The organism is Desulfoluna sp. CLI2B, assembly GCF_056847375.1.
Genome location: NZ_CP186557.1, coordinates 4,153,608 through 4,179,693, shown reverse-complemented (window position 1 = coordinate 4,179,693; position 26,086 = coordinate 4,153,608). Strand labels below are relative to the sequence as shown.

General features: G+C 58.3%; 23 protein-coding genes. 16 read left to right on the top strand and 7 right to left on the bottom strand.

The genetic code is table 11. The annotated features are described in order from the left end of the window. Positions 1-8: 8 nt before the first annotated feature. The 3 genes from ACOYW2_RS19510 to ACOYW2_RS19500 form a co-directional block, all read right to left on the bottom strand. Positions 9-1,289: a TRAP transporter large permease gene (locus ACOYW2_RS19510; RefSeq protein WP_482767647.1), complete on the bottom strand. Its 1,281-nt coding sequence runs from the start codon at positions 1,287-1,289 to the stop codon at positions 9-11. Positions 1,290-1,304: 15 nt separating this feature from the next. Further along, entirely contained in the window at positions 1,305-1,805 is a 501-nt protein-coding gene (locus ACOYW2_RS19505; RefSeq protein WP_482767646.1) for a TRAP transporter small permease, read from the bottom strand. A 190-nt stretch (positions 1,806-1,995) separates the two neighbouring features. Beyond that, entirely contained in the window at positions 1,996-2,988 is a 993-nt protein-coding gene (locus ACOYW2_RS19500; RefSeq protein ID WP_482767645.1) for a TRAP transporter substrate-binding protein, read from the bottom strand. Positions 2,989-3,698: 710 nt separating this feature from the next. On the opposite strand from ACOYW2_RS19500, the gene ACOYW2_RS19495 reads away from it, so the two are divergent. The 5 genes from ACOYW2_RS19495 (at position 3,699) to ACOYW2_RS19475 (ending at position 8,791) form a co-directional block, all read left to right on the top strand. Beyond that, positions 3,699-4,253 carry a hypothetical protein gene (locus ACOYW2_RS19495; RefSeq protein ID WP_482767644.1) on the top strand — a complete coding sequence of 185 codons (555 nt, stop codon included), beginning with the start codon at positions 3,699-3,701 and terminating at the stop codon, positions 4,251-4,253. Beyond that, positions 4,210-5,049, top strand: coding sequence for a HAMP domain-containing protein (locus ACOYW2_RS19490; protein WP_482767643.1), 840 nt, complete (start codon positions 4,210-4,212; stop codon positions 5,047-5,049). Before ACOYW2_RS19495 ends, ACOYW2_RS19490 begins: the two co-directional genes overlap by 44 nt. A gap of 9 nt (positions 5,050-5,058) precedes the next feature. Next, entirely contained in the window at positions 5,059-6,420 is a 1,362-nt protein-coding gene (locus ACOYW2_RS19485) for a response regulator (RefSeq protein WP_482767642.1), read from the top strand. A 126-nt stretch (positions 6,421-6,546) separates the two neighbouring features. Next, positions 6,547-7,527 (top strand): response regulator, encoded by a 981-nt coding sequence (locus ACOYW2_RS19480; protein ID WP_482417688.1) that lies wholly within the window; start codon positions 6,547-6,549, stop codon positions 7,525-7,527. Positions 7,528-7,624: 97 nt separating this feature from the next. Continuing rightward, positions 7,625-8,791 carry an ABC transporter substrate-binding protein gene (locus tag ACOYW2_RS19475; RefSeq protein ID WP_482767641.1) on the top strand — a complete coding sequence of 389 codons (1,167 nt, stop codon included), beginning with the start codon at positions 7,625-7,627 and terminating at the stop codon, positions 8,789-8,791. 1,357 nt (positions 8,792-10,148) lie between these two features. Here the strand turns inward: ACOYW2_RS19475 and ACOYW2_RS19470 are convergent. The 4 genes from ACOYW2_RS19470 to ACOYW2_RS19455 form a co-directional block, all read right to left on the bottom strand. Further along, positions 10,149-10,337, bottom strand: coding sequence for a hypothetical protein (locus tag ACOYW2_RS19470; RefSeq protein WP_482771110.1), 189 nt, complete (start codon positions 10,335-10,337; stop codon positions 10,149-10,151). A gap of 47 nt (positions 10,338-10,384) precedes the next feature. Then, complete coding sequence (locus tag ACOYW2_RS19465; RefSeq protein ID WP_482767640.1) at positions 10,385-10,891, bottom strand: Fic family protein; 507 nt, start codon at positions 10,889-10,891, stop codon at positions 10,385-10,387. A gap of 1,002 nt (positions 10,892-11,893) precedes the next feature. Beyond that, the gene (locus tag ACOYW2_RS19460) at positions 11,894-12,028 is read right to left on the bottom strand and encodes a hypothetical protein (RefSeq protein ID WP_482771060.1); all 135 of its coding nucleotides are present in this window, start codon (positions 12,026-12,028) and stop codon (positions 11,894-11,896) included. Between the two features lie 387 nt (positions 12,029-12,415). Beyond that, the gene (locus tag ACOYW2_RS19455) at positions 12,416-13,441 is read right to left on the bottom strand and encodes a sigma-54 interaction domain-containing protein (RefSeq protein WP_180139892.1); all 1,026 of its coding nucleotides are present in this window, start codon (positions 13,439-13,441) and stop codon (positions 12,416-12,418) included. 816 nt (positions 13,442-14,257) lie between these two features. On the opposite strand from ACOYW2_RS19455, the gene ACOYW2_RS19450 reads away from it, so the two are divergent. The 11 genes from ACOYW2_RS19450 to ACOYW2_RS19400 all read left to right on the top strand — a co-directional run bounded on the left by ACOYW2_RS19450 (position 14,258) and on the right by ACOYW2_RS19400 (position 26,054). Further along, positions 14,258-15,778 carry a GumC family protein gene (locus ACOYW2_RS19450; RefSeq protein WP_482419612.1) on the top strand — a complete coding sequence of 507 codons (1,521 nt, stop codon included), beginning with the start codon at positions 14,258-14,260 and terminating at the stop codon, positions 15,776-15,778. Between the two features lies 1 nt (position 15,779). Next, complete coding sequence (locus ACOYW2_RS19445) at positions 15,780-16,646, top strand: polysaccharide biosynthesis tyrosine autokinase (RefSeq protein WP_482767639.1); 867 nt, start codon at positions 15,780-15,782, stop codon at positions 16,644-16,646. A 28-nt stretch (positions 16,647-16,674) separates the two neighbouring features. Then, positions 16,675-18,060, top strand: a complete 1,386-nt coding sequence (locus ACOYW2_RS19440) for a TIGR03013 family XrtA/PEP-CTERM system glycosyltransferase (RefSeq protein ID WP_482417682.1) — start codon at positions 16,675-16,677, stop codon at positions 18,058-18,060. 200 nt (positions 18,061-18,260) lie between these two features. Further along, a complete protein-coding gene (locus tag ACOYW2_RS19435) occupies positions 18,261-18,809 on the top strand; it encodes a polysaccharide biosynthesis/export family protein (RefSeq protein WP_482419611.1) in 549 nt (182 codons plus the stop codon). Continuing rightward, entirely contained in the window at positions 18,809-19,345 is a 537-nt protein-coding gene (locus ACOYW2_RS19430) for an outer membrane beta-barrel protein (protein WP_482767638.1), read from the top strand. Before ACOYW2_RS19435 ends, ACOYW2_RS19430 begins: the two co-directional genes overlap by 1 nt. Continuing rightward, entirely contained in the window at positions 19,317-20,093 is a 777-nt protein-coding gene (locus ACOYW2_RS19425; RefSeq protein ID WP_482419609.1) for a hypothetical protein, read from the top strand. The genes ACOYW2_RS19430 and ACOYW2_RS19425 overlap by 29 nt, the downstream gene beginning before the upstream one ends. Before the next feature lie 59 nt (positions 20,094-20,152). Further along, positions 20,153-21,103 (top strand): DUF3473 domain-containing protein, encoded by a 951-nt coding sequence (locus ACOYW2_RS19420; RefSeq protein ID WP_482767637.1) that lies wholly within the window; start codon positions 20,153-20,155, stop codon positions 21,101-21,103. Between the two features lie 10 nt (positions 21,104-21,113). Beyond that, a complete protein-coding gene (locus ACOYW2_RS19415; RefSeq protein WP_482767636.1) occupies positions 21,114-22,211 on the top strand; it encodes a FemAB family XrtA/PEP-CTERM system-associated protein in 1,098 nt (365 codons plus the stop codon). Next, a complete protein-coding gene (locus tag ACOYW2_RS19410; RefSeq protein ID WP_482767635.1) occupies positions 22,208-23,431 on the top strand; it encodes a DegT/DnrJ/EryC1/StrS family aminotransferase in 1,224 nt (407 codons plus the stop codon). Before ACOYW2_RS19415 ends, ACOYW2_RS19410 begins: the two co-directional genes overlap by 4 nt. Continuing rightward, positions 23,428-24,561 (top strand): glycosyltransferase, encoded by a 1,134-nt coding sequence (locus ACOYW2_RS19405; protein ID WP_482767634.1) that lies wholly within the window; start codon positions 23,428-23,430, stop codon positions 24,559-24,561. The genes ACOYW2_RS19410 and ACOYW2_RS19405 overlap by 4 nt, the downstream gene beginning before the upstream one ends. After that, positions 24,558-26,054, top strand: coding sequence for a lipopolysaccharide biosynthesis protein (locus tag ACOYW2_RS19400; RefSeq protein ID WP_482419605.1), 1,497 nt, complete (start codon positions 24,558-24,560; stop codon positions 26,052-26,054). Before ACOYW2_RS19405 ends, ACOYW2_RS19400 begins: the two co-directional genes overlap by 4 nt. The last annotated feature ends 32 nt before the right edge of the window (positions 26,055-26,086 follow it).

The window sequence follows — 26,086 nt, the reverse complement described above, 5'->3', positions numbered from 1 at the left end:
CTTTTCTTTTACAGCCCCGGCAACCAGAGGGCCAGGCCTGGTACAAAGACAATGGCCAGAAGGGCAATGACCATGGTGAGCAGGAACGGAAGCACCGCCACGCTGAGTTTTTCAATGGACAGGTTGCTGATGCTGCAGCCCACGAAGAGGTTGACGCCCACAGGAGGAGTCAAAAAGCCCATGGAGGAGGTCACGATCATGACGATGCCGAAGTGGATCGGGTCCATGCCCAGGTGCTTGACCACGGGAAGGAGCAGGGGCGTCAGGATCAGGATGTTGGCCAGGGCGTCCATGAAGGTTCCCATGACAAGGAGGAATACCAGGATAATGGGAATCAGGATGTACCTGTTGTCCGAAATGCCCGTGAGGATGTCCACCAGCTGGTTGGGCAGGTTGTAGAACAGGAGGATTTGCCCCAGGGCCGTTGCTGTGGCCACCACAAGGAAGATGGAGGCGGTGGTGAGGGCGGTGCCCTTGAACACGTCGGCGACCTTGGTCCAGGTGAGGGTCCTCAGGATCAGGCCTTCCATGATGAGAGAGTAGACCACGGCAATCACGCCCGCTTCCGTGGGGGTGGTAAAGCCGCCGTAGATGCCGCCCAGAACAATGAGGGGAACCATCAAAGCAGGCAGGGCCGACTTGAGGGAGGAGAGTACCTCGGAGACAGGGGCGCGTTTTCCGGAACCTGTGAATCCGTATTTTTTGGACAGGATGTAGCTGCACAGCATGAGGCAGGCACCCACAAAGAGGCCGGGGATGACACCTGCGATGAAGAGGTCGCCTACGGAGACACCGGCCGTGGTGCCGTAAATGATCAGGGGAACGCTGGGGGGAATGATGACCCCCAGGCAGCCTGCAGCGGTGTTGACTGCGGTGGAAAAGGACTTGCTGTACCCTTCTTCCTCCATGGCAGGCACCATGATGCCGCCGACAGCGGCCACGGTGGCGGGTGCGGAGCCGGAAAGGGCCCCGTAAAACATGCTCGTGAGAACGGAGATGTGAGCCATGCCCCCTGTGATATGGCCCACCAGGGACCGGGACACCGCCAGCAGTCTCTGGGCCATGCTGCCCTTCTGCATGATCTCGCCGGCCATGATGAAAAAGGGAACCGCCATGAGGGGGAAGACATCCAGGGACGTAACCATCTTCTGGATGAGAAATTCATACGGAAGCAGGTCGCTGAAGGTCATCCCCACGGTAACGCTCAGGCCGATGGCGACCCCGATGGGCACGCTCAACAGGAGAAATGCCGCAAGTGAAACAAACGTTAAAATAATTGCCATATCCATTGTTCAGGGTCTTCCTTAATTGATTTCCATGATTGAAGGGTCGTACTTGCCCGTGATGACCCCCCAGAGTCTCTCCAGGGTACGCAGGGCCATGAGGCCTAAGCCCACCGGAACGCTGAGAAATACCCAGTACATCTGGATTTCAAGGGCAGGGGTTTTCTGTCCGGTGGTTGCTAAAAATTGGATAAATTTGATGCCCCAGAAAGACGCGCAGACACAGAAGACAACGGTGCACAGGTAGGCTGCGATGGTGACGGGCTTGGCAAACTTTCCCCCGAACATGTTTCGTATTACCGTGACCTCCAGGTGGCGGTTCATCTGGGTGGCGTAGCTGCATCCCACGTAAACGGCCCAGATAAAGAGATAGCGTGCCACCTCTTCGGACCAGTCGAGGGAGTTCTGGAGCACGTACCTGTTGAAGACCTGGACAACGGTGATGCCTGTCATCATCACCAGTGCCATGGAGGAGAAGATCTCCTCGGATCGGTTGATGATGGATTTGGCCGATTTTTTCATTCTGAGGAACTCCTGTGGCCAGCAATACCGGGCGAGTCCACCCGTGTGGGGCACTGCTGGGTTTTTGTTAATAAGGAACATTCAGCCTGGAGCTGTGTGCGGCAGGCCCTTTGGCGATACAGGGCACACATCAAGCCTCCGGCAGAGACTGCCGGAGGCCTGGTATGGGCTGAACAGTAATCCAAGAAGGTTACTGGGCGATGGTCGCCTTGGCCTGGTCGATCAGCTCTTTGCCGATGCGCTTTTCGAATTTTTTGTAAACGCCTTCGGTGGCTTTAGCCCAGCTCTCACGCTCTTCGGGGGTGAGAACGGTGACGTTGACCCCTTTGGCTTTAAGTTTGCCGAGGATCTCTTTTTCGCCATCACGGATGAGCTTTCGCTCATAGAGCTTCACCTCGTCGAAGGTGGTCAGGACGAGCTCTTTCTGCTTGGGAGTGAGGCTGTCGAGGAATCGCTTGGAGATCATGACGAGGTGGGGGCTGTAAAGGCTGTTGACGATGGTGACGTTGTTGTTGACTTCAGGGAAGTTGTTGTGCCATGCCAGGTTCAGGTCGATGTCGATGCCGTCGACGGTCTTCTGCTGCAGGGCGGTGTATACTTCGCCCCAGGAGATGGGGGTGGGGTTCATGCCGAGGCTCTTCAGGGTGGCGATGTGCGCCTTGGAGGGGGTGGAGCGGATCTTCAGGCCCTTGGCATCTTCGAGGGTGGCAACGGATTTTTTGTTGTTCCAGAGGTTACGGAAGCCGATTTCGATGTAGCCGAGGCCAACGATGCCGCTTTTTTCAAGGGCCTTGGTGGCGTTCATGCCGATGGGGCCGTCAGTGATTTTATCGGCTGAAGGGTAGTCGGGGAAGAGGAAGGGCAGGTCGAAAATCAGGAATTCGTCGGAAAAGGGGGCCAGGTTGGGGGTGGCTGCAGATCCCATCTGAAGCATGTTGAACTGGAGGCCCTGAACCACGCTGTCGAAGTTACCAAACTTTGAGCTGTCGAAGATATCCACGCGGAACTCGCCGTTGCTTCGCTCTTCGATAAGTTCTTTGAACTTTTCAAACGCCTGTCCCATGGGGTGCTGGGGAACGTTGGGGTGGGCGAGTTTGATCACGATGGGCCCGGCCACGGCGGTGGCGGTTGTTAGAAACAGGGCGATCATCAGGGTTGCGAAAATGGTCTTTAGTCTGGTCATCCTTGAACTCCTTAACTCCTTATGTATTAAAATGTCCGGGAGCCTCTCCTAAGCTTCCGGGCTGTACCGTCACGCATCCGGAACCATGTGCTGTGTACCGTTTGATCGTACGGTCCTTCGGATCTCATCCCCGTTGTTCGTGACGTCACGGGCCAGGCGGAGGCGCGGTTCGATACGCATCGAATTTTCGCGTCGGCCTTGGAGTAAACGTTCCTGATCGGGGGACATTTCTTCTTTCTATGAATCTTATTGACTGGTGTCATGATTCTTATTGAACACACTGTGTCTTCTTAATGCGTTATGATAGGGCGCTTCGGATCAAAACAAAATATGAATACAATGTCTAAAAAATACCCATTCAAAATAGGCATTATGATAAGGCTGTCGTCAGTTGAAGGGGAACGTGTTTTAGGCGGAAAATGGCATGATTTCGAAGTGCTGTCTCAACTGTCTATGTATATTACCATTTTGCATGATTGGCGTGAAGGATCGGTGCCTATTTTTTATGGGCATTTGGGGAGGACTTGATGGTTGTTCGGCTCAGTGCTGGTGTGCTATTTAGGTTGACGACAGTGCACCTGTGGGGTGCAAAACGGTGTTGGCTGTGTTTGACAAACAGGTTGTTGAACGACCGGAGCGCCTGGCTACCGTAAAGCGGCAGCAAGGTGACGGGTAGTGACGGCAAGGGCCCAAGCGGCGAGGATCGATCCATGGGGGTGAAAAAAAGACGGTTTATGCCCGGACTCTGGAGACAGAGCCTCATGGCTCGTCTGGTGGGGTCGTTTCTCTTTCTGTCCCTGACCATCGTGAGCCTGGTGGGGTACATCGGGTACCACCAGGCCACCGAAGCCCTCAAGGCATCGGTGTTCGACCGCCTGGACACCGTGGCCACCTTTAAAGCAGGGGAGCTGAACCGCTGGGTGGAAGACCGCATGCTGGATGTGGCCTTTTTTGCAAGCCTGTCCGACGTGCGGGGGCCCGCGGAAATTCTCCTGACGCACCCTTCCTCTGATCCGGCTTACGGGAAGGCCCACGCTGACCTGGCCCACGTCATGGACGATATTCTGGCCGGAAGGTCAGACCCCGAGGAGATTTTTATCCTCTCGGCCGTGGGGGGGCAGATCCTTGTCTCCACCGATTCATCCCAGGGAAATGTGCACCGACATCTATTTTACCCGGGGGCTCCAGGCCAACGCCATTCAGGGCGTGTATGCGTCACCCATGACCCTGAAGCCCACCCTGACCCTTGCCACCCCGCTTTTTGACGGGGCGGGGGAGCGGCGGCTGGGCGTGCTTGCCGCCCACATGAACCTGAGGCACATGGATCAGATCGTTCGCAACGCCGCAGGGCTGGGCCAGAGCGGTGAGTCCTACCTGGTGGATTCGCTTAATGTGTTTGTTTCGGCAGACCGGTTCGGGCGGCTGGAATTTCCCAGGGGTATCCACACCGAGGGCATCGATACTGCGGTGTCGGGCCTCAACGGCTCGGGCATCTACGAAAACTACGCCGGGGTGAAGGTGATCGGTGTGTACCGCTGGCTGGAGGAGCGGCAGCTGGCCCTGCTGGTGGAGATGAGCCTGGAAGAGGCCTTTGCCCCTGCCCGAAGGCTGGCCCGGAACATCATCGTCGTGGGGGTGGTTTCGGCCTGGCTCCTGGCCCTGGGGATCTACGCCCTGGCTCGCCAGATCGCGCGGCCCATCCGGACCATTGCCGACACGGCCGTTCAGGTGGCCGGAGGGGATCTGGACTCCACGGTGCCGGTGCCCACCGAAGATGAGGTGGGCCGCCTGGCCCGTTCCTTCAACCGGATGGTCGCAGAGGTAAAAAAACATCGGGATCATCTTGAATTCCGTGTTTCCGAGCGCACCGCCGACCTCAAGGAGGTCAATGCAAGGCTCCAGCATGAGATTGCGGTGCGCAAAGAGGCGGAAGGGGAGGTCCGTGCCCTGAACGAAGGCCTCGAACAACGTGTCCAGGATCGGACCTCGGAGCTCTCCGTGGCAAACGCCCTGCTTCAGCGGGCCAAAGAGTCTGCCGAGGCCGCGAGCCGGGCCAAGTAGCTGGCGAGGATGGACCACGAGTTGCGGACCCCGTTGAATATCATCCTGGGGTTTTCGCATCTGTTGAACCGGGACGAGCGCACCACCTCGGACCAGCAGGCGTCCCTTAAGACAATCACCCGGAGCGGGGAGCACCTGCTGGCCCTCATCAACGATATCCTGGAGATGTCAAAGATCGAGGCGGGGCGGACCACCCTGAAGCAGCATAGCTTCGACCTGCACCTGGCCCTGGAGGGCATCGAATCGATGATGCGCAGCAGGGCCGAGGACAAGGGCCTTGCCCTGACGGTGGAGACCTCCGTTGACCTGCCCCGCTATATAAGGTGCGACGAGACCAAGCTTCGCCAGGTCCTGGTCAACCTGCTGGGCAATGCCGTGAAGTTCACCGATGAAGGCGGCGTGACCTTGCGGGTCCGGCGCGGCACGGAGGCCTCTGAAGCGTCGCGTCTCTTTTTTGAGGTGGAAGACACCGGCGTGGGCATTGATTCAGGGGAGGCCGGCATCATTTTCGACGCCTTTTCCCAGGCCGGGGATGGTGAGACGGAACGGGAGGGAACGGGCCTGGGCCTTGCCATCAGCAAACAGTATGTGGACCTCATGGGGGGCCAGATTGCCGCCCAGGGCCTGGATGACGGAGGATCGCTTTTTCGGTTCGATGTCCGGTTCGACCCCGCGGATATGGAAGAGGTCAAGGTCAAGAGCCCTTCCCGGCGGGTAACGGGGCTTCAGCCCGACCAGCAGGCCTTTCGGGTCCTCATTGTGGAAAACAACCCCGAGAGCCGCACCCTGCTGACAAAATTGCTTACCTCCGTGGGCTTTGACGTTCGGGAGGCAAGCAACGGACGGGAGGGGGTCGACCTGTTTCACCAATGGCACCCCCACCTGGTCTGGATGGACCTGAAGATGCCTGAGATGGACGGATACGAAGCCACCCGGCGGATCAAGGCAAGCCCTGAGGGGCTGGCTGCCAAGGTCATCGCTTTAACCGCCAGCTCCTTTGACGAGCAGAGGGGCGATGCCCTGGCAGCGGGTTGCGATGATTTTGTGGGCAAGCCCTTTCGGGAAGACGATATTTTTGGGGCCATGGAGAGGTACCTGGGGGTGCGATACCTGTATGAAACAGGCGCCCAAGGGGCCGATGGGGCAGGTTCCGGGGACGAGGCGCCCCGGCCTGTGGCGGCCGCAGATTTGGGCGTGTTGCCCGAGGTGCTGATCACCAGGCTCTCGGATGCGGCAACGGCCTGTGATGTGGGCAGCGTGGCAACGATTATCGAGGAGGTCAGAGAAATCGATACCTCCGTGGCAGAGTCCCTGGCCGAACTGGCCGATGGTTTTCGGTACGATGACATTCTTGCGTTGATCAATGGGTAATGCACGGTGGGGCGGTCTCAGCCGTGTTGAGCCCGTCGATACTTTTTCAAACCCTGTTTGACCAACTTTTCAAACGTTTGGCCCCCGGCAGCATCGCCGGGGGCACGTGCATGCGGAGAGACCCAAATGGAGATGGACCACATGACGTCGGGGCACTGGAACCACGCCGAAGGAAACATCCTTGTGGTGGACGACAATCCCGAGAACTTGAGGATTCTTGTGAAGCTGCTCACCGAGGCCGGTTACAAGGTGCACGCCGCGGCCAAGGGCTCTCTGGCCCTGGGAGCGGTGGAGCGATCCCTGCCGGACCTGATCCTCCTTGACATCAAGATGTCGGGCATGGACGGGTACGAGGTGTGCCGCCGGTTGAAGGCAGACGGGCGAACCGCGGAGGTCCCCGTGATTTTCATCAGCGCCCTGGATGACGCCGAGGACAAGGTCAAGGGCTTTGGCCTGGGCTGCGCCGACTACATCACCAAGCCGTTTCAGCTTGAAGAGGTCCTGGCGCGGGTTCGGACGCACCTGGGGGTGTTCCGTCTGAAACGGCAGCTTAACGATAAGATCAGGCTCCTCCACCACGAGATCGTTGAACGCCAGCGCGTGGAGGCCATGCTCCAGGAAAAACATGATCAGATGGAGCAGGAGGTGGCCCGGCGCACGGCGGAGCTGCAGGAGAAATCCCGGCACCTCGAAGAGGTGAACCAGGCCCTCAAGGCCATGCTGGATCACAGGGATCTTGAAAAACGGGCCATTGAGGACAACATGGCCGCCAACCTGAAAAAATACGTGGCTCCCTACCTTGATCAGATGAGAAGAACCGTCCGGGAGGAGGAGCACAGGACCACGCTGACGATTATCGAGACAAACCTCAATGAGCTGGTGGTCCCGATCCGCAACAGCATCTCCTCGAAATACATGGATCTGACACCCACGGAGATCAAGGTGGCGGACCTGATCCGGCAGGACAAGGGGAGCAAGGAGATTGCCGAACACCTGAATCTGTCCATCAGTACGGTGGCCAATTTTCGGCACAACATCCGCAAGAAGCTGGGGCTTAACAACAAGAAGACCAATCTCAAAACCTATCTCTCCACCCTGGCCCCGTAAGCGGCACCGCCATGGGGGGATTGGGCTCGGCAGGTATCAGGGGACTGCACGCTCCTTTTCCGGGCGCGGCAACGGCAATGTTATGAAGGGAAAGACCATGTTGAATGTAAACTATTTTATATCCCTGCTCTGGTCCGCATTGGTGGTGACTCTCGTCTCTGGCGGGTTGTCGGGCTGCTCCTCCCCTTCGCCTCCGCCTGAGATACGCATCGGCGTCATTGCCCCCCTTACCGGGGATTCGGACGCCAGATGGGGAAAATCTTACGTGAACGGGGCCATGCTTGCCGTTGCCCGGCTCAACGATCAGGGCGGCCTCATGATAGACGGGCGAAAGCTTAAGGTCACCCTCACCTTTGCCGACAGTCAGGGCAACCCCCAGCTCGCCTTGAACGTGGCCCGCAAGCTCATTGCCCGGTACAACGTGGACGCCCTGGTGGGAGCCCCCAGAAGCCAGGTGGCCATCCCCGTTGCCGCCCTTGCCGAGAGTCGCCGCATTCCCTTTGTGACCTCCATGGCCACCCACCCTGCGGTGACCCGGGGCAGGCTGTTCAGTTTTCGGACCATCTTCAGCGATACCTTCCAGGCCGAGGTCCTCGCCCGGTTTGCCTTTCATGACCTGGGTGCCAGGCAAGCCGCTGTCCTGTACGAGGTGACCAGCGATGACAACAGCAGCCTGGCCGGTCTGTTCAAGTCCGAGTTCGAGGCCAAGGGGGGGCAGGTGGTGGCCTTTGAGCCCTATGTCTCCGGTGAGTCGGACTGGACCCGCCAGTTCGAAGCCATCCGCACCAGCGGCGCCCAGATCCTGTTTCTGCCCAATTTCGGCAACGAGGTGCCCCGTCAGGCCCGCCTGGCACGTGAGGCCGGTATCGGCATGCCCCTTCTCGGCGGTGACGACTGGTGGGGCATCGAGACCGGAAAGGACCGCGCCGCCCTGGAAGGGGGCTTTTTCAGCACCGACTACGCCCTGGATCTGGACAGTCCCCAAAATAAAGCCTTCGTGGCTGCCTACCGCGAGCGGTACAAAGAAGATCCCAACGACAACGCCGCCCATATTTACGACGCCCTTGGCCTGATTTTCAAAGTCATCGCAGAGCAGGGCCGCGTGGACTCCGAATCCCTTCGCCATGGTCTGGCAGGCGTCCGAAATTACTCCGGCGTCACCGGGACCATGCAGTTCAAAGGCAGCGGCGACCCCGTCAAAAGCGCCCAGATCATCCAGGTCACCGAGGGAGGGTTTTCCGTGGTGAAGACCATGGAACCGTAGCAACATCAGTGATATGCCTGCCCGAAGATAAATAATCCGGGCATGGTAATGCGTTGTGGACAAGGGGTCAAAGAGCGTTTTTTCTTTGAACCCTTCACCCCGCTATTCCTTTCATTTTTTCATGCTCCTCCTTGTAAATAGCCACCATGCGATCGATTTTGGCGTACTGCCGCGTCAAAAGATCTTCGGCAATGGTTCGGAGTCCCCACTTTTTAAAATCGACCTGAAGGCCGTTGCCGCTTGGGTTGTCTGTTCTGAGTTCATGGAAAACTGCCTACGAGGTCAGCAGGCGATGAACATCCTTGATGGCGTCGCACAGTTCCGCAATTTCAACCCCTGAGAACATTTCAGGGGTGGGTTGGGTATCGGGCAGGGTCATGATGGACTCCTTTTTGAATGGTGGATGGTGAGCGGTGAATGGTGAGTAGTGAGTAGTGAGTAGTGGCGGTGCTACCGTTATGTAATAATCGCGTCCAGCCACCGGCGCACGGCTCTCACCCCGTAGGGGTGATTCCGTGCACCATTCCCGGGACCGTCGGGCCGCTGAATATGGACGCAGCGATCACTGCCCGACACACAGCGTATCCCAACACCGCTTCCCCTCATCTTAGAATCAAACGAGGCATTTTTTTTGCGGCGGCCCATGCTCAAAAAGAGCACAGGTCCGCCTGTGACATCGGGAACGGGAAAACGCGCCTCAGGTGAGATCAGGAAGAGGAAACGGACGCAACACCACAACTGCCGGGGCTGTTCGAGAACGCGCAGAAATCCGAAGGGGCGTTTTCCCGACCGTTAATCAGAAACGCGCGCCTGCCTTGGCCATTGGGCACAGCAATCGTGTCTGTGAAGGGGTTTTCCGGGACCGTGTGATAAGGAAAATACGGCTTGAAATGGGGGTGGGGGTGGTGTAAAAAATCGCTTAGCCATGACGACCTCCGTGTAAGGTTGTTTTGGTCAGGCCTGGCAGGATGTTGCAGCATCCTGTCGGGTCGCACCATTGAGATGGTTGGATCAATCAATAACTAGTTATTACCGCTCACCATAATTTCATCTTTTTAGCCTGTCAATATTTTTCTCTGATAAATTAGTGTGTTATTCATTTCGATGGCCGTGGAAACCATGCTTTGCATGGTCGAGGGCAATGGGTGCGCTTTGCTGTTTTCTGCAACCCCCGTTTTTCTCTCGGTACCCATCGGGCACGGGAGCAACCGAGCCTGGTGGGAAAAGATATCGACCGATGATCGGCAGGGGGCCTTGGTCCAAAGGGTAGGCGTAGGCCGTGGGTATCTCATTTCGTTGCGGGATGGTATGTATTTATCGAGATGCGTGGGGACGACTTCAGTTCATAGCGATCGATTCACATCACAACACCCAACACGTGCCAGTACGGTTTGAATCCTTCCTCCACAACGGCCGCTATGAGTTTTAGAAAAGGCGTGTAATCCTCTTTTGTGTGCGCGGTATCAAGGGTTTCGTAATACTCCAGGCGTCTCTCCACCGGAAGCACCACGGGCGGAAAGCCACTCTTCATCAGCTCCAGGTTCATCAACAGCCTTGATGTCCTTCCATTGCCATCCATGAAAGGGTGAATTTTCACAAAATCGGCATGTACCCGCGCGGCCCGCTCCACGGGATGCAACCGGGGCCCCAACCGTATCTACTGATCAACTCGGTCATGGCGCCTTCTACCTGAAGCGCATCGGGTGGCGTATGGTCAGCCCCGGAAATGATGACGTTATTTTTTCTGTACACCCCTGCATGGGGGTCATCGATCTGCTTTAGAATCAGTTGATGAATGGACTTGATCTGCCACTGAGAAAGAGGCTCATTTTTCTGAACCAGCTCTTCCACAAAGAAGATGGCATCCCGGTGGTTGATCGCCTCAAAGTGCTCACGAATGGTTTTTCCACCCACCGTGATCCCCTCCAAAGCCACCTTCGTCTCCTTTAAGCTCAGTGTGTTGCCTTCAATGGCATTGGAGTTGTAAGTCCAGCGAAGGACAAGATCCTCATGCAGATTTTTCATGACCTCATCGGGCAGAGGCCTGTAGGCATCAAGGGTCTCTTTCATGAGATCAAGCGTGTTGAATATGTCGTCCATGGGGTGTCCTTCATTCGTTACGGCAGTATGGGCCTACTTTCTCGCCAGCAACATGCCAAGGTTACCGTTCCCGACCTCTTTGGTTGTTGTGATGTCGACTGAAGCCTCTTTATTAAGAGCCGAAACACCTTCATTTACATTGGCTATGATCTCTTGAACTTCAGCCTGATGGCGTTGCAAATAAGAAATAGCCGATTCTAAAAACGAAAACAATTCTTATAGAAACATTAACATCAAAGGAGAACCGTGAGCACCTCATTTTGTCAGGCGAAGACCCTCGCCAATGGATACGCCTTCAACTCGTAGGATGGGCAAAGGTGGTGCCGTGCCCATCGGCGTAATCTCTTCCGCGAGCTCCATTTTCCGGGCTGGGTGTATTCCGACAGTTCGCTGAGGGTTTTGGCCAGGCGTACTTCTTTTTTTGATATTTCTGGTTTGAGCTTTTCGTCGTCAAGCAGTGTCATGATTATGATCTGGTATTTCAATTCCCTTGCCTGCTGTAAAAGGATCGCTCCTTCTAACCGAGTCGTCCAGTTTGGGAAACCGATGGTCCGGGACTCCCAGTCCGAATATTTGTATTTCTTTTCATGTAAATGAAACGATGCGGACTGTGAGGTGTCTTTCAACAAGGGGGCATATCCCTTTTCAAGGGCATCACGTATGCTGCTGATTTGGGCTGCGGGGGCTGAAAGTTCCGAAAGGATGGTGTCTATGGTGCTTTCATCCATGTCAGATAAAGGTAGTTGCTGCCAGTTGTTGTTCTTTGCTAACGTAATAAGTTCATGTTCCGGATAGACTTTTCCTGCATAAGCTGTAGTGCAAAATTGACCAATAAATAGTGCCATACAAAGAGACGACAGGATCTGGATCGAGATAACCCGCAACGTATTGGATAGCCTTTTCGTGAACATAATCCTCTCCTTATCATGCTGGATACAGGTGATTAAAGCACTGTAGAATAAGTATGGTTTAATGCGCAGTCGACGACGAAAAATCGAATAACTATCGTGACCACGTCCGATGCGAACCCGTATCAACGTGGACAAAGGTAGAGTAAAGGCCAAGGCCACCAATTTTATTGGCTGACCATAACCTTTTACATAGCTTTTTGAGCTTGGGAAGAGTTGAGCACGAAATGTCAGCTGCGTTTCCTTTGACATGTTGAGAGTTTGAAATTCCTCACACTGCTGCGTTATGTGTTTTGCACCTATCCACGCTTGATACAACGTCAGCTTTCCATGGCATATTTATTCTTCGTCTGATGAGACTATTGGCGTATTTTGTCTGGGTTGTAGACGTTTTGCGGATTTTACTGCTTGGTGATGTAGTATGTGAGTAATAGCGCTTCTGGGGAGTATGTTCAAGTTAAACTGAGATGTTATCCTTTGGGGTGCTTCGGTTTCGGGTTTGTGAGGGGAGCACTAAGGCAGGGTGGTCTCGTGCTCAACCGGCAACATCGTCAACTTTAGGGGCATGCCACGATTAAATTACACAGGACGGGATCATCATTTTAAGGCATAGCCCTCAATTGGGCTCACTGATGTTGAGCCGGTCGATTTTGGTGAGCAGGGTTTTGTAGCTGATCTTGAGGATCTTGGAGGCGTGGGTCCGGTTCCAGTTGGTGCGGTCCAGGACCTTGGCAATGACCTCTTTTTCCACGAGGTCGGTGGCGTTTTTTCGGATGGCTTTGAGGGAGAAGGTCTCCATGGCCTCGGGGGAGTCGGCGGCCATGGCGCGGAGTTTTTCCACCAGGCCGTTTCCGTTGGCCGGGGTGGCGTCCGGGGTGGTGGGGGCGGGGTGTTCGTGGAGGATCTCCGAGAGGGTCTCGTCGTCGCAGCCGATGAGGAGGATGCGCTGCAACACGCTCACGAGCTGTCGTACGTTGCCGGGCCAGGAGAAGTCGCAGAGCCTGCCGTAGGTGTGGGTGCTCAAGGGGGCGATGACCCGGTCCGGATACTTGTCCTGATAGTGGCGGGTGTAGTGGGTGATGAGCTCGGGGATGTCTTCGGGCCGCTCCCGCAAGGGGGGGATGTTGATCTGGATCATGTTGAGGCGGTAGTAAAGGTCCTCCCGGAATTTTTTCTCCAGGATCCTCTGCTTGAGGTCGTGGTTGGTGGCGGAGACCACCCAGGTGTTGGAGGTGATGTTGGTCTCCGAGCCCAGGCGGCTGTACTCCCCGCTCTGGAGAACGTGCAGGAGCTTGGCCTGGAGGGGAAAGCTCATGTCCCCGATCTCGTCCAGGAAGAGAACGCCCCCGTCCGCCAGCTCGAATTTTCCCTTTCGCTTGCGGTGGGCCCCGGTAAAGGCTCCCTGCTCTACTCCGAAGAGCTCGCTTTCCAGGAGGGTGTCCGGGATGGCTGCGCAGTTGACCTTGACGAACTCTTTTTTGCGCCGTGGAGAGAGCTCGTAGAGCACCCGGGCCACCACCTCCTTGCCAACACCGGTCTCACCGGTGATGACCACGTTCAGCGAGGTGTCCTGGGAGACCAGGCGGATGATTTCCCGGATTTTCTGGATACTGGGGCTGGAGCCCACAAGGGGAGTGTCCATGGCGTTGCCCTCTTTGCTGTGTCCGGGTGCGTTAACGTGGCAGTATCGGGGAAGGGGAGATAAGGCGTGGAGCATCGGGTGAGGGGCCGACAGGCGCGGGCCATGCCTCGGGGTGAACCGGCGGGACATGGAGGCTCGGTGACGTCCGAGCGGGGCGCGGGTCGGGAAAGCGAGCAACACATCGTGAGATCAATGTCCCTAATACCGGCGGTGCCTTGCTGGGCCAGGGAAGGGTGACAGGATGTCCACCCGTATCCATGGGTCGCGAGGCGATTCCAGGCGGCTTTTTTGTTGTCAACGGATGCATCGGCAAGGCCGCCTATAAGGAATACCGATCTCCTGCGGCGCGCATCATTTCACAGGCGCCGATGGTAAACGCATGTGCATGAAAAATCATGCCGTGTCGTCATTTTTCAGATCATGAATAGTGTTGAATCTTGATAAATAATAGATTATTATAAATCCCATATCAAGCTCAAATTTCCCTGCCTGGTTTGACCTGAATTCTCCTCCTATCCGGTTGTTTCATCGTTTCCACTTGTCTCTTCCATGAGTCTGCTCCGTGCCGTTCCGCGGCATTGCGGGAAGCTTGCAAAAAAGGTGTCCGGCCTCGCGTCGGCTGCCCAGTGCGCCAGGGCTCACGCAGGACCCACCTGTCCTTTCCCACGCCTGTGGGAGAGTTGTCTACCGATACGTACGGTCTGCTGTCCCCTTATCCATTATTTTTCATCGACAAGACAAACAAACAAACGGACCTCGTCGCTCACCGGAACGGCCCCTGTGATCTGGAGCCGCCCAACGACTGCTGGAGGATATATGAAAGGTATCCGACGCGATAAGAACGACATGGAGTTCTACATCGGAATGGTCTCAAAGTGGTACTGGATCGTGCTGATCACCCTGGCCCTTTCCCTGAGCTTCGGCATTTACCGTGTGTTGACCCTGCAGAATTTCTACGAAGCCCAAACCGTGATCCTTGTCCAGCCCCGGAACCTTTCTCCGGACGTGGTCCGGACCATTGTCTCCGAAGAGACCAACATCCGAATCACCACCCTTGCCCAGCGCATCCAGAGCCGGACCAACCTGGAAAAAATCATCAGGGAGTTCAATCTGTTTTCAGGCGACTCCCAACAGGAGATGTTCATGGAGGACAAGGTGGCCGTGTTGCGGAAGCGCATCTCCGTGGAGTTGACCCGAGGACGCAACCGCACCGCAGACTCCTTTACGGTCTCCTATCGGGGGACGGATCCGGTGCGGGTGACCCAGATCACCGATGCCCTGGCCGCCAACATCATCGAGGAGAACCTCAAGCTCCGGGAGAGCCTGGTCCTGGGGACCAACTCCTTTCTGGAGACCGAACTCAAGACCATGCGGGTGAAGCTCGTTGAAACGGAGGCCAAGCTCAAGGAGTACCGGGAACGTTACATGGGCGGGCTTCCCGAGCAGCTGGAGAGCAACCTGAGCATTCTGGACTCCCTGAATGAGCGCCTCACCGAAGTACGTGCCGAGGTGAGGATGTCCAAGGACCGCCTGGACATTTTCCTGCAGCGGGCCAACCAGCCCGTGGACCCGACCCTGGATGAGGTGCCGGTGCGCTCCCTGACCAAGGAGCAGGAGCTGGCCCGCCTTCGGGAGGAGTTGAACTTCCGGTTGAAGCGCTACACCGAGTACCACCCGGATGTCCTGCAGGTGAAGTCGGCCATAGAGCAGCTTGAGGCGGAGCCAGACGAGGGGGCCGTGGCCCAAAGGCCGCAGACCAGGCCCTTGACGGCCTTTGAGCAGCAGAGGGCCGCGCTTTTGGCCGAGGTCCGGGCCAATGAAAAGGAACGGAACGATCTGATGGCCCAGATCCGGCTTTACAAAAAGCGCGTGGAGGACACCCCCAAACGGGAGCAGGAGCTGATCTCCCTGCAGCGGGATTACGATAATATCCGCAGCGCCTACCACTCCCTTTTGAACCGCCAGATCGAATCCCAGATCGCCGTGAACATGGAAAAGCAACAGAAAGGGGGCCAGTTCCGCATCATCGATCCGGCCCGTGTGCCGGAAAAACCCATGGTTCCGGACATGAAAAAGCTCATTCTCTTCATTCTGGTGGGGGGCCTGGGCCTGGGCTGCGGCATCGTGGCGTTGCTGGAGGTGACCATGCAGACCTTCCGGGGAACCGGTTCCGTGGAGATGTACACCTCGCTTCCCGTGATCGCCAATATCCCGACCATCCATGAAGGGTCGGGGATCAAGCGGTTTTTCGTGAAACGATTCATTCCCGCAGTGGGCGGCCTGACGACGGTGTGCCTGCTGGGGACCCTTTTGGGACTCATCTTTATCAAGGGGTGACATGATGGGGCATTTTTCCAAAGCACTTGAGAAAAGGGGGCTGGAACGCAGCGATAAACCCGAGGTCTCCACGACCACGACTGAGGCACCCGTGCCGGGGGCCACTGAGGGCCTGGCGACCCCGGATGAGGGGACCCCGGAGGCGCCACCCTTAGGCATCGCCGGGCATCCGCTGGTGGTCCTGTCGGATCCGTGGAGCTACAGCTCGGAGCAGTTCCGCTCCATCAAGACGACGATCATGTTCCCGGAAGACGGCAAGGCGCGCCGCGTGATCCTTGTGACCAGCGCCATGCCCGCCGAGGGGAAGTCCTTTGTGGCCGCCAATGTGGCGGCGGCCATCGCCGGGAGCCTGGACAATCAAGTGATGGTCATCGACAGCGACTTGAGGCAGCCCGTGGTGGCGGATATTTTTTCCTTGCCCGGTGAAGCTCCGGGCCTGGATGCCTTCCTGAACAACCGCTGCGGGCTGGACGAGGTGATCCATCCCACGCACCTCGAAAAGCTCTCGGTTATTCCTGCCGGAAAGACCGTTGAGAACCCCTCGGAGCTTATTTCCTCTGCGTCCATGCACCACCTCATTGATGACCTGAAGATGAGGTATGCGGACCACTACGTCATCATCGACTCTCCGCCTCCTTTGTTCGCCCCTGAAACCGTGGCCCTGTCCCGACACGTGGATGGGATCGTGGTGGTGGTTCGAAACGACAAGACCTCCAAAAAGGTGGTGGGGGAGATGCTGGAAAAGGTGGACCGCACCAAGGTGATCGGCATCGTCCTCAACCGACACGATGTCCCCTTCGGGCGGGACCGAGGCTATAGCGAGTACTACGCCTACCGAAAAGGGCGCGGCAACGGGAGCAAGTCTTAACCGAATCAGACGGGGCTCGGGTATTTCCATGATCAATCTATTTGAACGGTATTACACGATTAGAAATATCTTTCTGGTCCTTCTGGAGAGCCTGCTGCTCTATGTGTGCCTGCTGCTTACCTGGTTCATCGTCTCCGGTGGGAGTCCCTGGAGTGACCACTCGGGCCTTCACCTGAAGGCGGTATGCATCATCCTGGTGTGTGTCTTCTGCCTCTATTGCAACAATGTCTACAGCCTCAGGGATATCAGTGGCTACCTGGACCTGGCCGTCAAGCTGTTTCAAGCCCTGGGCATGGCCCTGATCCTGCTGGCTTTGATCTACATCGGTTTCAGCCGGGCCAGGCTGGCCACGGAGTTCTTTCTCGTCTACGTGCCCGTGGTGGTCATGGTGCTGTCGACCTGGCGGTTTGTCTATGTCTTCATTTTGAAGACGGGCATGTTCAGCCAGAAGATCATGGTGGTGGGGGACGGCGACTTTGCCGTGGATATCTGCCGGGAGATCGAACGCGAGATCGACTGCGGGTACAGCGTGGAGGTTCTGGTTACCGAAAAGCACGTGGACGGGCTCGACACCTTGAGTACACCGCACCATCACTCCTACGAGAAGCTGGCGACGACCGCCGAAGAGTTTGAGGTGGAGCGCATCGTGGTGGCGTTAAAAGAGAAGCGGGGCAGCCTGCCCGTGGATGAGCTTCTTTTGTGCCGCATGAACGGCATCGATGTCATGGACGGCAACACCTTCTACGAAATGCTCACCGGGAAATTTCTGGTCTCCTCCATCAACCCGGGGTGGCTCATCTTTTCAGACGGGTTCAGGAAAGGGCGCCTGCGCAGCATGCTCAAGCGTCTGGAGGACATCGTGGTTTCGCTGACCCTGCTGGTCCTCTTCTCCCCTGTGATGCTGGTGGCCGCCGTCTTTATCAAGCTGGACTCAAGGGGGCCGCTCCTGTTTGCCCAGGAACGGCTGGGGCAGGGGCACAAGCCTTACAAGCTCTACAAGCTTCGGTCCATGGTGGAGAACGCAGAAAAGGAGTCCGGCCCGGTGTGGGCGCTGAAAAACGATTCCCGGGTGACCCGGGTGGGGCTTTTTATCCGGAAATGGCGCGTGGATGAGCTTCCCCAGCTGTTCAATGTCCTGAAAGGGGACATGAGCCTGGTGGGGCCGCGGCCGGAGAGGGCCCATTTTGTCGAGCAGCTGGAGGCCGAGATTCCCTACTACGGGGAGCGTTTCACCGTGCGCCCCGGGGTGACCGGGTGGGCCCAGGTTCGCTACGAGTACGGCGATTCCGTGGAGGACGCCATGGAAAAGCTCAACTACGACCTTTTTTACATCAAGAACATGAACCTGTTCATGGATATCGTCATTATTTTTCGCACGATCAGGACGGTGCTTTTCGGTGTGGGGGCGCGTTGACCGGGTCTTCCACCGTTTGGCGATATGGTTGAATCGCCGATATTGAAGGTGGGCTTATCCCCCTTTTAGCAGGCGTTTTGGCTTTCTACTTCGCGGCTTTTTGTCAACAAAAAATCAACGTTTGAAGAGGGTTCTGTAACCCGAGGGGCGGAGCTATGTCTAATCAATCGCGTATGGCGGTCATTCTGGCGGTCTGTCTGATGGTGACATGTGGCACGGGTATCGGAGGGGCTCTGGCCGAGACAAAGAAGGCCAAGAGCCCGGAGAGCTACACCCTGGGCTTTGGGGACGTCATCGACGTGCTGGTGTGGAAAGAACCCGATTTCTCCCTTGAAAACACGGTGATTCGCCTGGACGGCAAGATCACCCTGCCCCTGGTGAGCGACGTCACCGCCGCGGGCAGGACCACCCGGCAGCTCAAGGCCAATTTGGAGAGCGCGCTGCGCAGGTATATCGACAACCCGGTGGTCACGGTGATCTTAAGGGAAGCCCGAAGCCAGCGATTTTATATCCTGGGAGAGGTGGTCCAGGCCGGTGAATACCCCCTGGCCAAGGAGCTTACCGTGCTCCAGGCCTTTGCCATTGCAGGCGGGTTCACCGAGTGGGCCAACAAAAAAGATATCTTCGTGCTGAGGCGAAACGATCAGGGGGACACCAGGATCCGCATCAACTATCACGATATTCTCTCGGGAAAGGATTTGAAGGGAAACATCGTGCTCCTGGCCGATGACACCATCATGGTGCCTTGATGATGAGGGCGCGCAGGACGGCAACAGACAGCCGCAAATGGGTGGTCCCCGCGCTGGTGTTTCTGGTCGTCGCCCTGGGCGGAGGCGTGGCAACGGATCCCGTACGGGCCGATGTGCGCCTCGGGTTGGAAACCCAGGTGGAATACAACGACAACCTGTTCCTGGACGAAGGGGACGAGACCGACGATATCATCTACCGCGTCGCGCCCTGGATCGAGGCCACAAAACAGTGGCAGCGCCTTTTGACGGAACTGAGATACCAGCCTCGCTTTACCTGGTACGACGAAAACACGGACCTGGATTTCACCGGGCACAATGCGGACCTGGTGCTGTCCGGGAACGTCTCCCGCAACGTCAATCTGGTGCTGGACACCCGGTTTGTCCGAAGCGAAGAGGAGAACCTGTACTGGTCCACTTCAGCGATCCTCCCGTCTGCCTTACACCAACTTCTTTTCGAGTCTCACCGGCACCTGGCTTACCGGCAGGGACGAGAGCCTGGGCTTTGTCGTGAGCGGGGAGGACCTGGACTACGATGAGGAGAGCCTCTCCCAGGACGGCAGGGAGTATGAGGGGCGAATCAATGGTCGGCACCGGATTCAGGACCTGGATTTTGCCACCTTTGATGTGGGCTACGCCACCGGCGAGTACGACGACGACACCACCTATGACGTCTTCAACGGCGTGGTGGGGGCTGAGCGCGGGATCGACCGGCAACGGCGTCTGTTTGCCCGGCTGGGGTTTTCCACCACCTCCGGGGACGCCAGGGCAAACTACAACACCTTGAACCCCCTGGTGGGCATCGCAGGGGAGAAGAAAAATCTTCAGTACGATGTCGGGGCCGGTTTTCTGGTCTACGACCAGGATGATGCCGACACCGAGATCTACCCCTCTCTGGTGGCCAATGTGGTGGCCACCCACGGGTGGCGCCGGGGCGAGGTGGTGCTGACCTTTACCAGCGGGTACGAAGAGGAGTTTCTGGAGTCGGAAAACCCCGGGTTCAATACCTATGCCCTTGCAAGGGCCACGGGCCTTTACAGCCTCACCCAGGACTGGCGGTGCAGCGCACTGGGCGAGTTGCGGGGGGACGCCTACGAGGACAACCGCCCCAATCAGGATGACCGCAAGGATCTTTCCCTGATTGTGGGGGGCGGCATCGAATACCAGCTGATGCGTCGGGCCGTCGTGCGCCTGGATTATACCTTCCGCGCACGTGAGTCCGAGGACAATACCTTTGAGTACAAGGAAAACAGGGTGCTGATGACCTTGAACCTCTTCACGTTGTGATGTGTCGGGGACAAAGGGGCATCGGTGTCCGAGCAGATGAGGGCGCGAGGTGACGGACCATGCACAGGGCCGAACCGCTGGCAAGGGCGGATGAGCAGGAATACGGCGGTCTGGCACAGGATGCCGTGGGGCAGGAGCCCCCGGTGTTCCTGCTGACCGTGGACGTGGAAGACTGGTTCCAGGTGGAGAACTTCAAGCCCTGGATCCCCTTTGACTCCTGGGGCAGCCGGGAGCTTCGCGTGGTGGACAACACTCTGCGGCTCATGGACAGCCTGGAGGCCCTGGGGGGCAGCCAGCCCGTGAAGATAACCTTTTTTGTTCTCGGCTGGGTGGCGGCCCGGTGCCCGGAGCTTATCCGCGAGATGGACGCCCGTGGCCACGAGGTGGCATCCCACGGGTACAACCATCAGCTGGTGCCCACCTGTGACGACGATGAGCTCACCGAAGACCTGGTGGCAAGCCGTCAGTGCCTGGAGGATATCCTGGGAAAACCTGTGGCTGGTTACAGGGCCCCGAGTTTTTCCATCGAGCCGCGCCTGATACGGCTCCTGGCCGAGTGCGGATACCGTTATGATGCAAGCTACAACTCCTATGGGGGCAACGCCCGTTACGGCAGCTTTGACGACATGCCCCCCCCGGACCGGGGGGTGGCCCGACTTGCCAACGGCCTCTACGAGCTGCCGGTGAGCAACCTGTCCGTGGCCGGACGCACGGTGCCCTGGGGAGGCGGGGGCTTTTTCCGCCTGATTCCCAAGGGGCTGTACGTAAGGGGGGTCAAGGCTGAAGCCGCCCGGGACGGGGTGTTTCACTTTTACCTTCATCCCTGGGAGATCGACCCGCACCAGCCCCGCGTCCGTCAGGCGTCGCCCATGTTCAAGTTTCGTCATTACCTCAACCTGGGCCACTGCCTCGCCAAACTCACCTACCTCCTGAAGCGCCTCGACGGGTTTGTCTTTTCAACCTGCTCCGAGCACCTTGACAAGGTCGCCAACGATTCGACCGAAGGCTAAAGGGGACCCCATGCACATCGTGAACACAGAGACGGATCGTACCGTCACGGAGGAGGCCTGGAACGCCTACCTGTTCGCCCACGGCAGCGGTTCGCTTTACGCCATGGCCCAATGGGGGGCGCTGGTCAGGGAGATTTACGGCCATCGGGATATTCGCCTAACGGCCTTGGAGAGGCGCCACGGCGCCGACGAGGTGGTGGGGGTGCTTCCCCTGGTGGCCATGCGGTCCCGGATTTTTGGGCACAAGCTCGTCTCCATGCCTTACGTGGACATGGCCGGGGTGGTGGCCGATACCCCGGAGATCGAGCAGGCCCTTGTGACTCGGGCCCTTGAGATCGGTCGTGAAACCGGGTCGCGCTGTGTGGAGGTGAGGCAGGCCGGAACCTTAGAGTCCTTTGACGGAAAGGAGACCCTGGACATGGGGGCAGGGGTGTATACCCTCACCGTGGCCCGGGACAAGGCGCGCATGGTTCTCTCCCTTCCGGCTTCGTCCGAGGAGCTGTGGAGTTCGTTTAAGTCCAAGCTCAGGAATCAGATCTCCCGGGGAACCCGGGACGGGCTCTCGGCGCGGGTGGGAGGGGACGAGCTGGTGGCCCCTTTTTATACGGTGTTTGCCGAGAACATGCGGGACTTAGGGTCCCCGGTGCACTCCAAAAAGCTTTTTTATCGGGTGATGGAACGCTTTTCCGGCAAGGCCAACATCATCCTGGTGGAAAAAGAGGGGGAGCCTGTGTCCGCTGCCATGGTCTGCTCCTTTGGAAAGGCCCTCCAGAACCCCTGGGCCTCCACCCGGAGGCGGTTCAACAAGATGAGCCCCAACATGCTGTTGTACTGGCGCATGCTGGAGTTCGCCTGCGATGCGGGGCACACCTCATTTGACTTCGGACGGTCCACCCCGGGGGAGGGGACCTACCGGTTTAAAAAACAGTGGGGGCCGGAGCCCCACCCCTTGTACTGGTACAGGTTTACCCCCGGAGTACAGCCCCGATCCGAAGGCCCCGCCGGAGAGCGGGATCGGTTCGGCAAGGCCATGGCCTTCTGGAAAAAGCTGCCTGTTCCCGTGACCCGGGTCATCGGGCCCATGGTGAGGGGGCAGATCAGCCTGTGAGACTGGGACGTACACTGCCGCCCGCTGCCGCCCCCGTGCCCTTGAAAAGCGTGCTGAACGGCCTCAAGGGCCTGATGCGCGGGAAGACCGAACTCCGGCGCTTTGAAGACGAGCTCAAAGCGCACCACGGAGCGTCTCACGTGATTCTCGTCTCGTCGGGCAAGGCCTGCCTCTACCTTATCCTCAAGGCCCTGCAGCGGCTCAACCCGTCCCGCCGGGAGGTGGTGATCCCTGCCTACACCTGCTACTCCGTCCCTTCGGCGGTGAAGCGGGCAGGGCTTACGGTGTGCCTCTGCGACATCGACCCGGCAACCCTGGATTTTGATTTTACGCGCCTCTCCCGGCTCCTTGCCGAGCGGGGCGATGACATTCTGGCCGTGATGCCGACCCATCTCTTCGGGGTGGCCTCGGACGTGCCGGAGGTTCGAAAGCTCACGGCCGGGACCCCGGTGACGGTCGTCGAAGACGCGGCCCAGGCCCTGGGGGGACGGCTTCGGGGCAAGCCCCTGGGCACCTTGGGTGACGTGGGTTTTTTCAGTTTGGGGCGGGGCAAGGCCCTCTCCACCGTGGAGGGGGGCGTGGTCCTCACCGACAACGGGGACCTTGCCGCAGCCCTTAATGATGAGCTTTCGTCTTTTGACGGGTACTCGGCCCTTGATATCGTGAACCTTGGGGTGCAGGCTGCGGCCCTTGCTCTGCTCATGGACCCCAGGTTCTTCTGGATTCCCAAGGCCCTTCCGTTTTTGAGACTCGGGGAGACCCATTTTGATACCGATTTTTCCTTAAAACGCATGTCCGGCTTTCAGGCAGGGCTGGCCCGTGGCTGGCAACAGCGGCTGGAAGAGGCGACATCAGCGCGGCGCCGACACACCGGTGCCTGGGCCGAGGCGCTTCAAGGTGACGGGAGCGCAGGGCACACGAGCCCTGCCGAGGGCCTTTTGAGGTACCCCCTTCTGGTGTCGGAGCCGACGCAGAGGCAGGCGCTTTTGTCTGCCAGCGAGCGTCTTGGTCTGGGCGTGATGGTCGCCTACCCGCGATCCCTGGATTGCCTTTCCGCCATGGGAGCCCATTGCGGGGACACCCACTGCCCCGGGGCCCGGGACGTTGCGAGCCGGTTGGTGACCCTGCCGGTGCACCCCTATGTGACGGACGGTGACCGGCGGCGCATTCATAAAGCCCTTCCGTGTACCGCGGCGTCCGGTGGGGAGGCCGTACCATGAACGGGGTCCACCAAAAAATCCGGTTGATGCAGATCACCCATGACCTGGCCATCGGGGGCCTTCAGCAGGTGGTGGTGAATTTGTGCCGCCACATTGACAAAGAGCGCTTCGAGGTCTCGGTGCTTTGCCTGAGAGAACTGGGGGAATTTGCCCCGGAGGTGGAGGCCATGGGGATCCCCGTCTTCCTGCTGCCCCAGAAGGAGGGCACCGACTATTTTTCGTTTGTGAAGGTGGGGCGCCTGTTGCGGCGCGAAAAGATCGAGGTGATCCATACCCACAACACCCAGCCCTTTGTGGACGGCATGGTGGGCGCCCTCATGGCCGGGGTGAAGAGACGGATCCACACGGACCATGCCCGTGCCTTTCCGGACAAATGGCGTTACATGGCAGCCGAATGGGCGGTCTCCCACGTTGCCCACAAGGTGGTGGGGGTTTCGGATCATACGGTGTCCAACCTGAGGCGTTACGAAAAAATTTCCCCTGCCAAGCTGGCAACCATCGTCAACGGCATCTCCGGGGAGACCTACGCCGTGCCCGTGGACCGCAGGGCCAAGGCACGTGAACTGGGCCTGGATTTCGACGGGCCTGTGCTGGGGTTTGTAGCGCGCCTGGAAGAGGAAAAGGGAGGGATTTTTCTTATCCGGGCCATGCCGGAGATCGCCGCCCGTCTTCCCGGGGCCGTGCTGGTGGTGGCCGGGCAGGGCAGCCGGCAGGGAGCTCTGGAGGAGGAGGCCCGGAGCCTTGGCATGACCGATCGCATCCGTTTTATCGGGCCCCGCATGGATGTGCCGGAACTCCTGGGGCTTTTTGATTTGTGCGTGCTCCCTTCCCTGCGGGAAGGGCTGCCCATGGTGATCCCCGAGGCCATGGCCGCCGGGTGTCCCTTGCTGGCCACCCGGGTGGGGGGCGTCCCGTCGGTGATTACCCATGGCGAGAACGGCTCCCTGGTGCCCCCTGCAGACCCTGGGGCCCTGGCCGCCGAGGCTGCGGACCTTTTGGAAGACGAAGCCAGGCTGGCCGCGTACCGGGAAGCCGGACGGCAGGTCTTTTGGGAGCGGTTCAGCGCCGAGACCATGGCGGCACGGTATGAGGCCCTCTATCTCGGGCGGAACGGGACGGACCCATCATGACAGTGGTTGAAAAAGCGTTCAAGGGCGTCTCCTGGCTGGCCCTGTTCCGTCTCTTCAGTCAGCTCTTCTCCTGGGCGGTGACGATCTTCATCGCCCGGGTCCTGGTCCCCGAGGACTACGGGCTCATGGTCATGGCCACCATCGTGACGGGCTATGCCGAGATCTTCAACGAGCTGGGCTTGGGGGCCGCCATCATCCAGAAGCAGGACATCGTCACCGAGCACCTTTCCAGTGTGTTCTGGTTTGCCCTGGGGGTGAGCTGCCTGGTGGCGGCAAGCTGCGTGCCCCTGTCTTACCTCACCGCCTATCTCCTTCGGGAGCCCCGGGTCGTGCCCCTGACCCAGGCCGTTTCCGTGATTTTTATCCTGTCGGGCCTTCAGATCATCCCCTTGAACCTCATCAAGAAAGAGCTGGGGTTCAAGTTCCTGGGGTTCATGACCATGGTGGGCACCGTGGTCTCGTGCCTGGGCATGATGGTCATCGCCACCCGGGGCGGGGGAGCGTGGACCCTTCTGGGGGGGCGGATCATCTCCTTTTCGGTCATCACCTTCTTTGTCTTTGCCAAGACCCGCTATTGCCCCCGGCTGCACTTCAGCTACCGGGAGCTCAAGCCCTATGTTTTCTTCGGGCTCACAAAGGCCTTCAGCGGGTCTGTATTTTATGTCTGGGAAAAATCAGACCAGTTCTTTGCCGGGCGTGCGTGGAAGAGCGGGACCCTGGGGTACTACTCCCTGGCCCTTCAGCTCTCGAAGATCCCCACGGAAAAGATCGTTTCTCTTATCAACCAGGTTGCCTTTTCCGCCTTTGCCAAGCTCCAGGGGAACAAAGAGGAGTTCAACCGGTTTTACTTAAGCATCACCAAGGTCTCCATGCTCCTTGTGATTCCTTTCTTCTTAGGGGGCTTTCTCACCGGGGACGTCATCGTCACCCTGCTGCTCACGGAGAAGTGGAGCCCCATCATCCATGTGTTCCGGTACCTGTGCATCGCCCAGATTTTCATCGCCTTAAACGCCAACAACAGCTTTGTGCACTTTGCCCAGGGGCGACCCAAGTGGGGGCTTTACTACCAGCTGGCCTGCGCCGTGTGCATGCCCATCTCCTTTTACCTGGTCATCCCTTACGGCCTTAACGCCATCGTCATCCCGTGGCTCACCGTCAATCCCCTGCTCTGCCTCGGCTGGGTCCTTGTGACCATCCGAAAGATCGGGATCCCGGTCTCCACGTATGTTGCCAACATCATGGGGTCTTTGGTGGCGTCTGTTGCCATGGTGTGCGGGGTGACGGCTTTGCGCTACGGGGTGGACTCGGCGCCCTTTGATGTTGCCCTGGGGGCTGAGCTGGCCCTCTACGTTGTGGGCGGGGGCGTGGCCTATCTGCTGGTTCTTTTCAAGCTGGAGCGAGCCGTCTTCGACAAGGTGGCGGAGTCTGTCTCCGGGGTGGTGTCGGTGGGCATCAAGCGCCTGCGCATGAGCCATGATGCCACCAAGCCGTAATCCTTTTAAGGCTCGGGCCATGCCGTGGCCCG

What these genes read in the sequence shown, in the direction of transcription:
- ACOYW2_RS19510 (WP_482767647.1), bottom strand. Translation starts at nt 1,289, where the DNA reads ATGGATATGGCAATTATTTTAACGTTTGTTTCACTTGCGGCATTTCTC.
- ACOYW2_RS19505 (WP_482767646.1), bottom strand. Translation starts at nt 1,805, where the DNA reads ATGAAAAAATCGGCCAAATCCATCATCAACCGATCCGAGGAGATCTTC.
- ACOYW2_RS19500 (WP_482767645.1), bottom strand. Translation starts at nt 2,988, where the DNA reads ATGACCAGACTAAAGACCATTTTCGCAACCCTGATGATCGCCCTGTTT.
- ACOYW2_RS19495 (WP_482767644.1), top strand. Translation starts at nt 3,699, where the DNA reads ATGGGGGTGAAAAAAAGACGGTTTATGCCCGGACTCTGGAGACAGAGC.
- ACOYW2_RS19490 (WP_482767643.1), top strand. Translation starts at nt 4,210, where the DNA reads ATGACCCTGAAGCCCACCCTGACCCTTGCCACCCCGCTTTTTGACGGG.
- ACOYW2_RS19485 (WP_482767642.1), top strand. Translation starts at nt 5,059, where the DNA reads ATGGACCACGAGTTGCGGACCCCGTTGAATATCATCCTGGGGTTTTCG.
- ACOYW2_RS19480 (WP_482417688.1), top strand. Translation starts at nt 6,547, where the DNA reads ATGGAGATGGACCACATGACGTCGGGGCACTGGAACCACGCCGAAGGA.
- ACOYW2_RS19475 (WP_482767641.1), top strand. Translation starts at nt 7,625, where the DNA reads ATGTTGAATGTAAACTATTTTATATCCCTGCTCTGGTCCGCATTGGTG.
- ACOYW2_RS19470 (WP_482771110.1), bottom strand. Translation starts at nt 10,337, where the DNA reads ATGAACCTGGAGCTGATGAAGAGTGGCTTTCCGCCCGTGGTGCTTCCG.
- ACOYW2_RS19465 (WP_482767640.1), bottom strand. Translation starts at nt 10,891, where the DNA reads ATGGACGACATATTCAACACGCTTGATCTCATGAAAGAGACCCTTGAT.
- ACOYW2_RS19455 (WP_180139892.1), bottom strand. Translation starts at nt 13,441, where the DNA reads ATGGACACTCCCCTTGTGGGCTCCAGCCCCAGTATCCAGAAAATCCGG.
- ACOYW2_RS19450 (WP_482419612.1), top strand. Translation starts at nt 14,258, where the DNA reads ATGAAAGGTATCCGACGCGATAAGAACGACATGGAGTTCTACATCGGA.
- ACOYW2_RS19445 (WP_482767639.1), top strand. Translation starts at nt 15,780, where the DNA reads ATGATGGGGCATTTTTCCAAAGCACTTGAGAAAAGGGGGCTGGAACGC.
- ACOYW2_RS19440 (WP_482417682.1), top strand. Translation starts at nt 16,675, where the DNA reads ATGATCAATCTATTTGAACGGTATTACACGATTAGAAATATCTTTCTG.
- ACOYW2_RS19435 (WP_482419611.1), top strand. Translation starts at nt 18,261, where the DNA reads ATGGTGACATGTGGCACGGGTATCGGAGGGGCTCTGGCCGAGACAAAG.
- ACOYW2_RS19430 (WP_482767638.1), top strand. Translation starts at nt 18,809, where the DNA reads ATGATGAGGGCGCGCAGGACGGCAACAGACAGCCGCAAATGGGTGGTC.
- ACOYW2_RS19420 (WP_482767637.1), top strand. Translation starts at nt 20,153, where the DNA reads ATGCACAGGGCCGAACCGCTGGCAAGGGCGGATGAGCAGGAATACGGC.
- ACOYW2_RS19415 (WP_482767636.1), top strand. Translation starts at nt 21,114, where the DNA reads ATGCACATCGTGAACACAGAGACGGATCGTACCGTCACGGAGGAGGCC.
- ACOYW2_RS19405 (WP_482767634.1), top strand. Translation starts at nt 23,428, where the DNA reads ATGAACGGGGTCCACCAAAAAATCCGGTTGATGCAGATCACCCATGAC.
- ACOYW2_RS19400 (WP_482419605.1), top strand. Translation starts at nt 24,558, where the DNA reads ATGACAGTGGTTGAAAAAGCGTTCAAGGGCGTCTCCTGGCTGGCCCTG.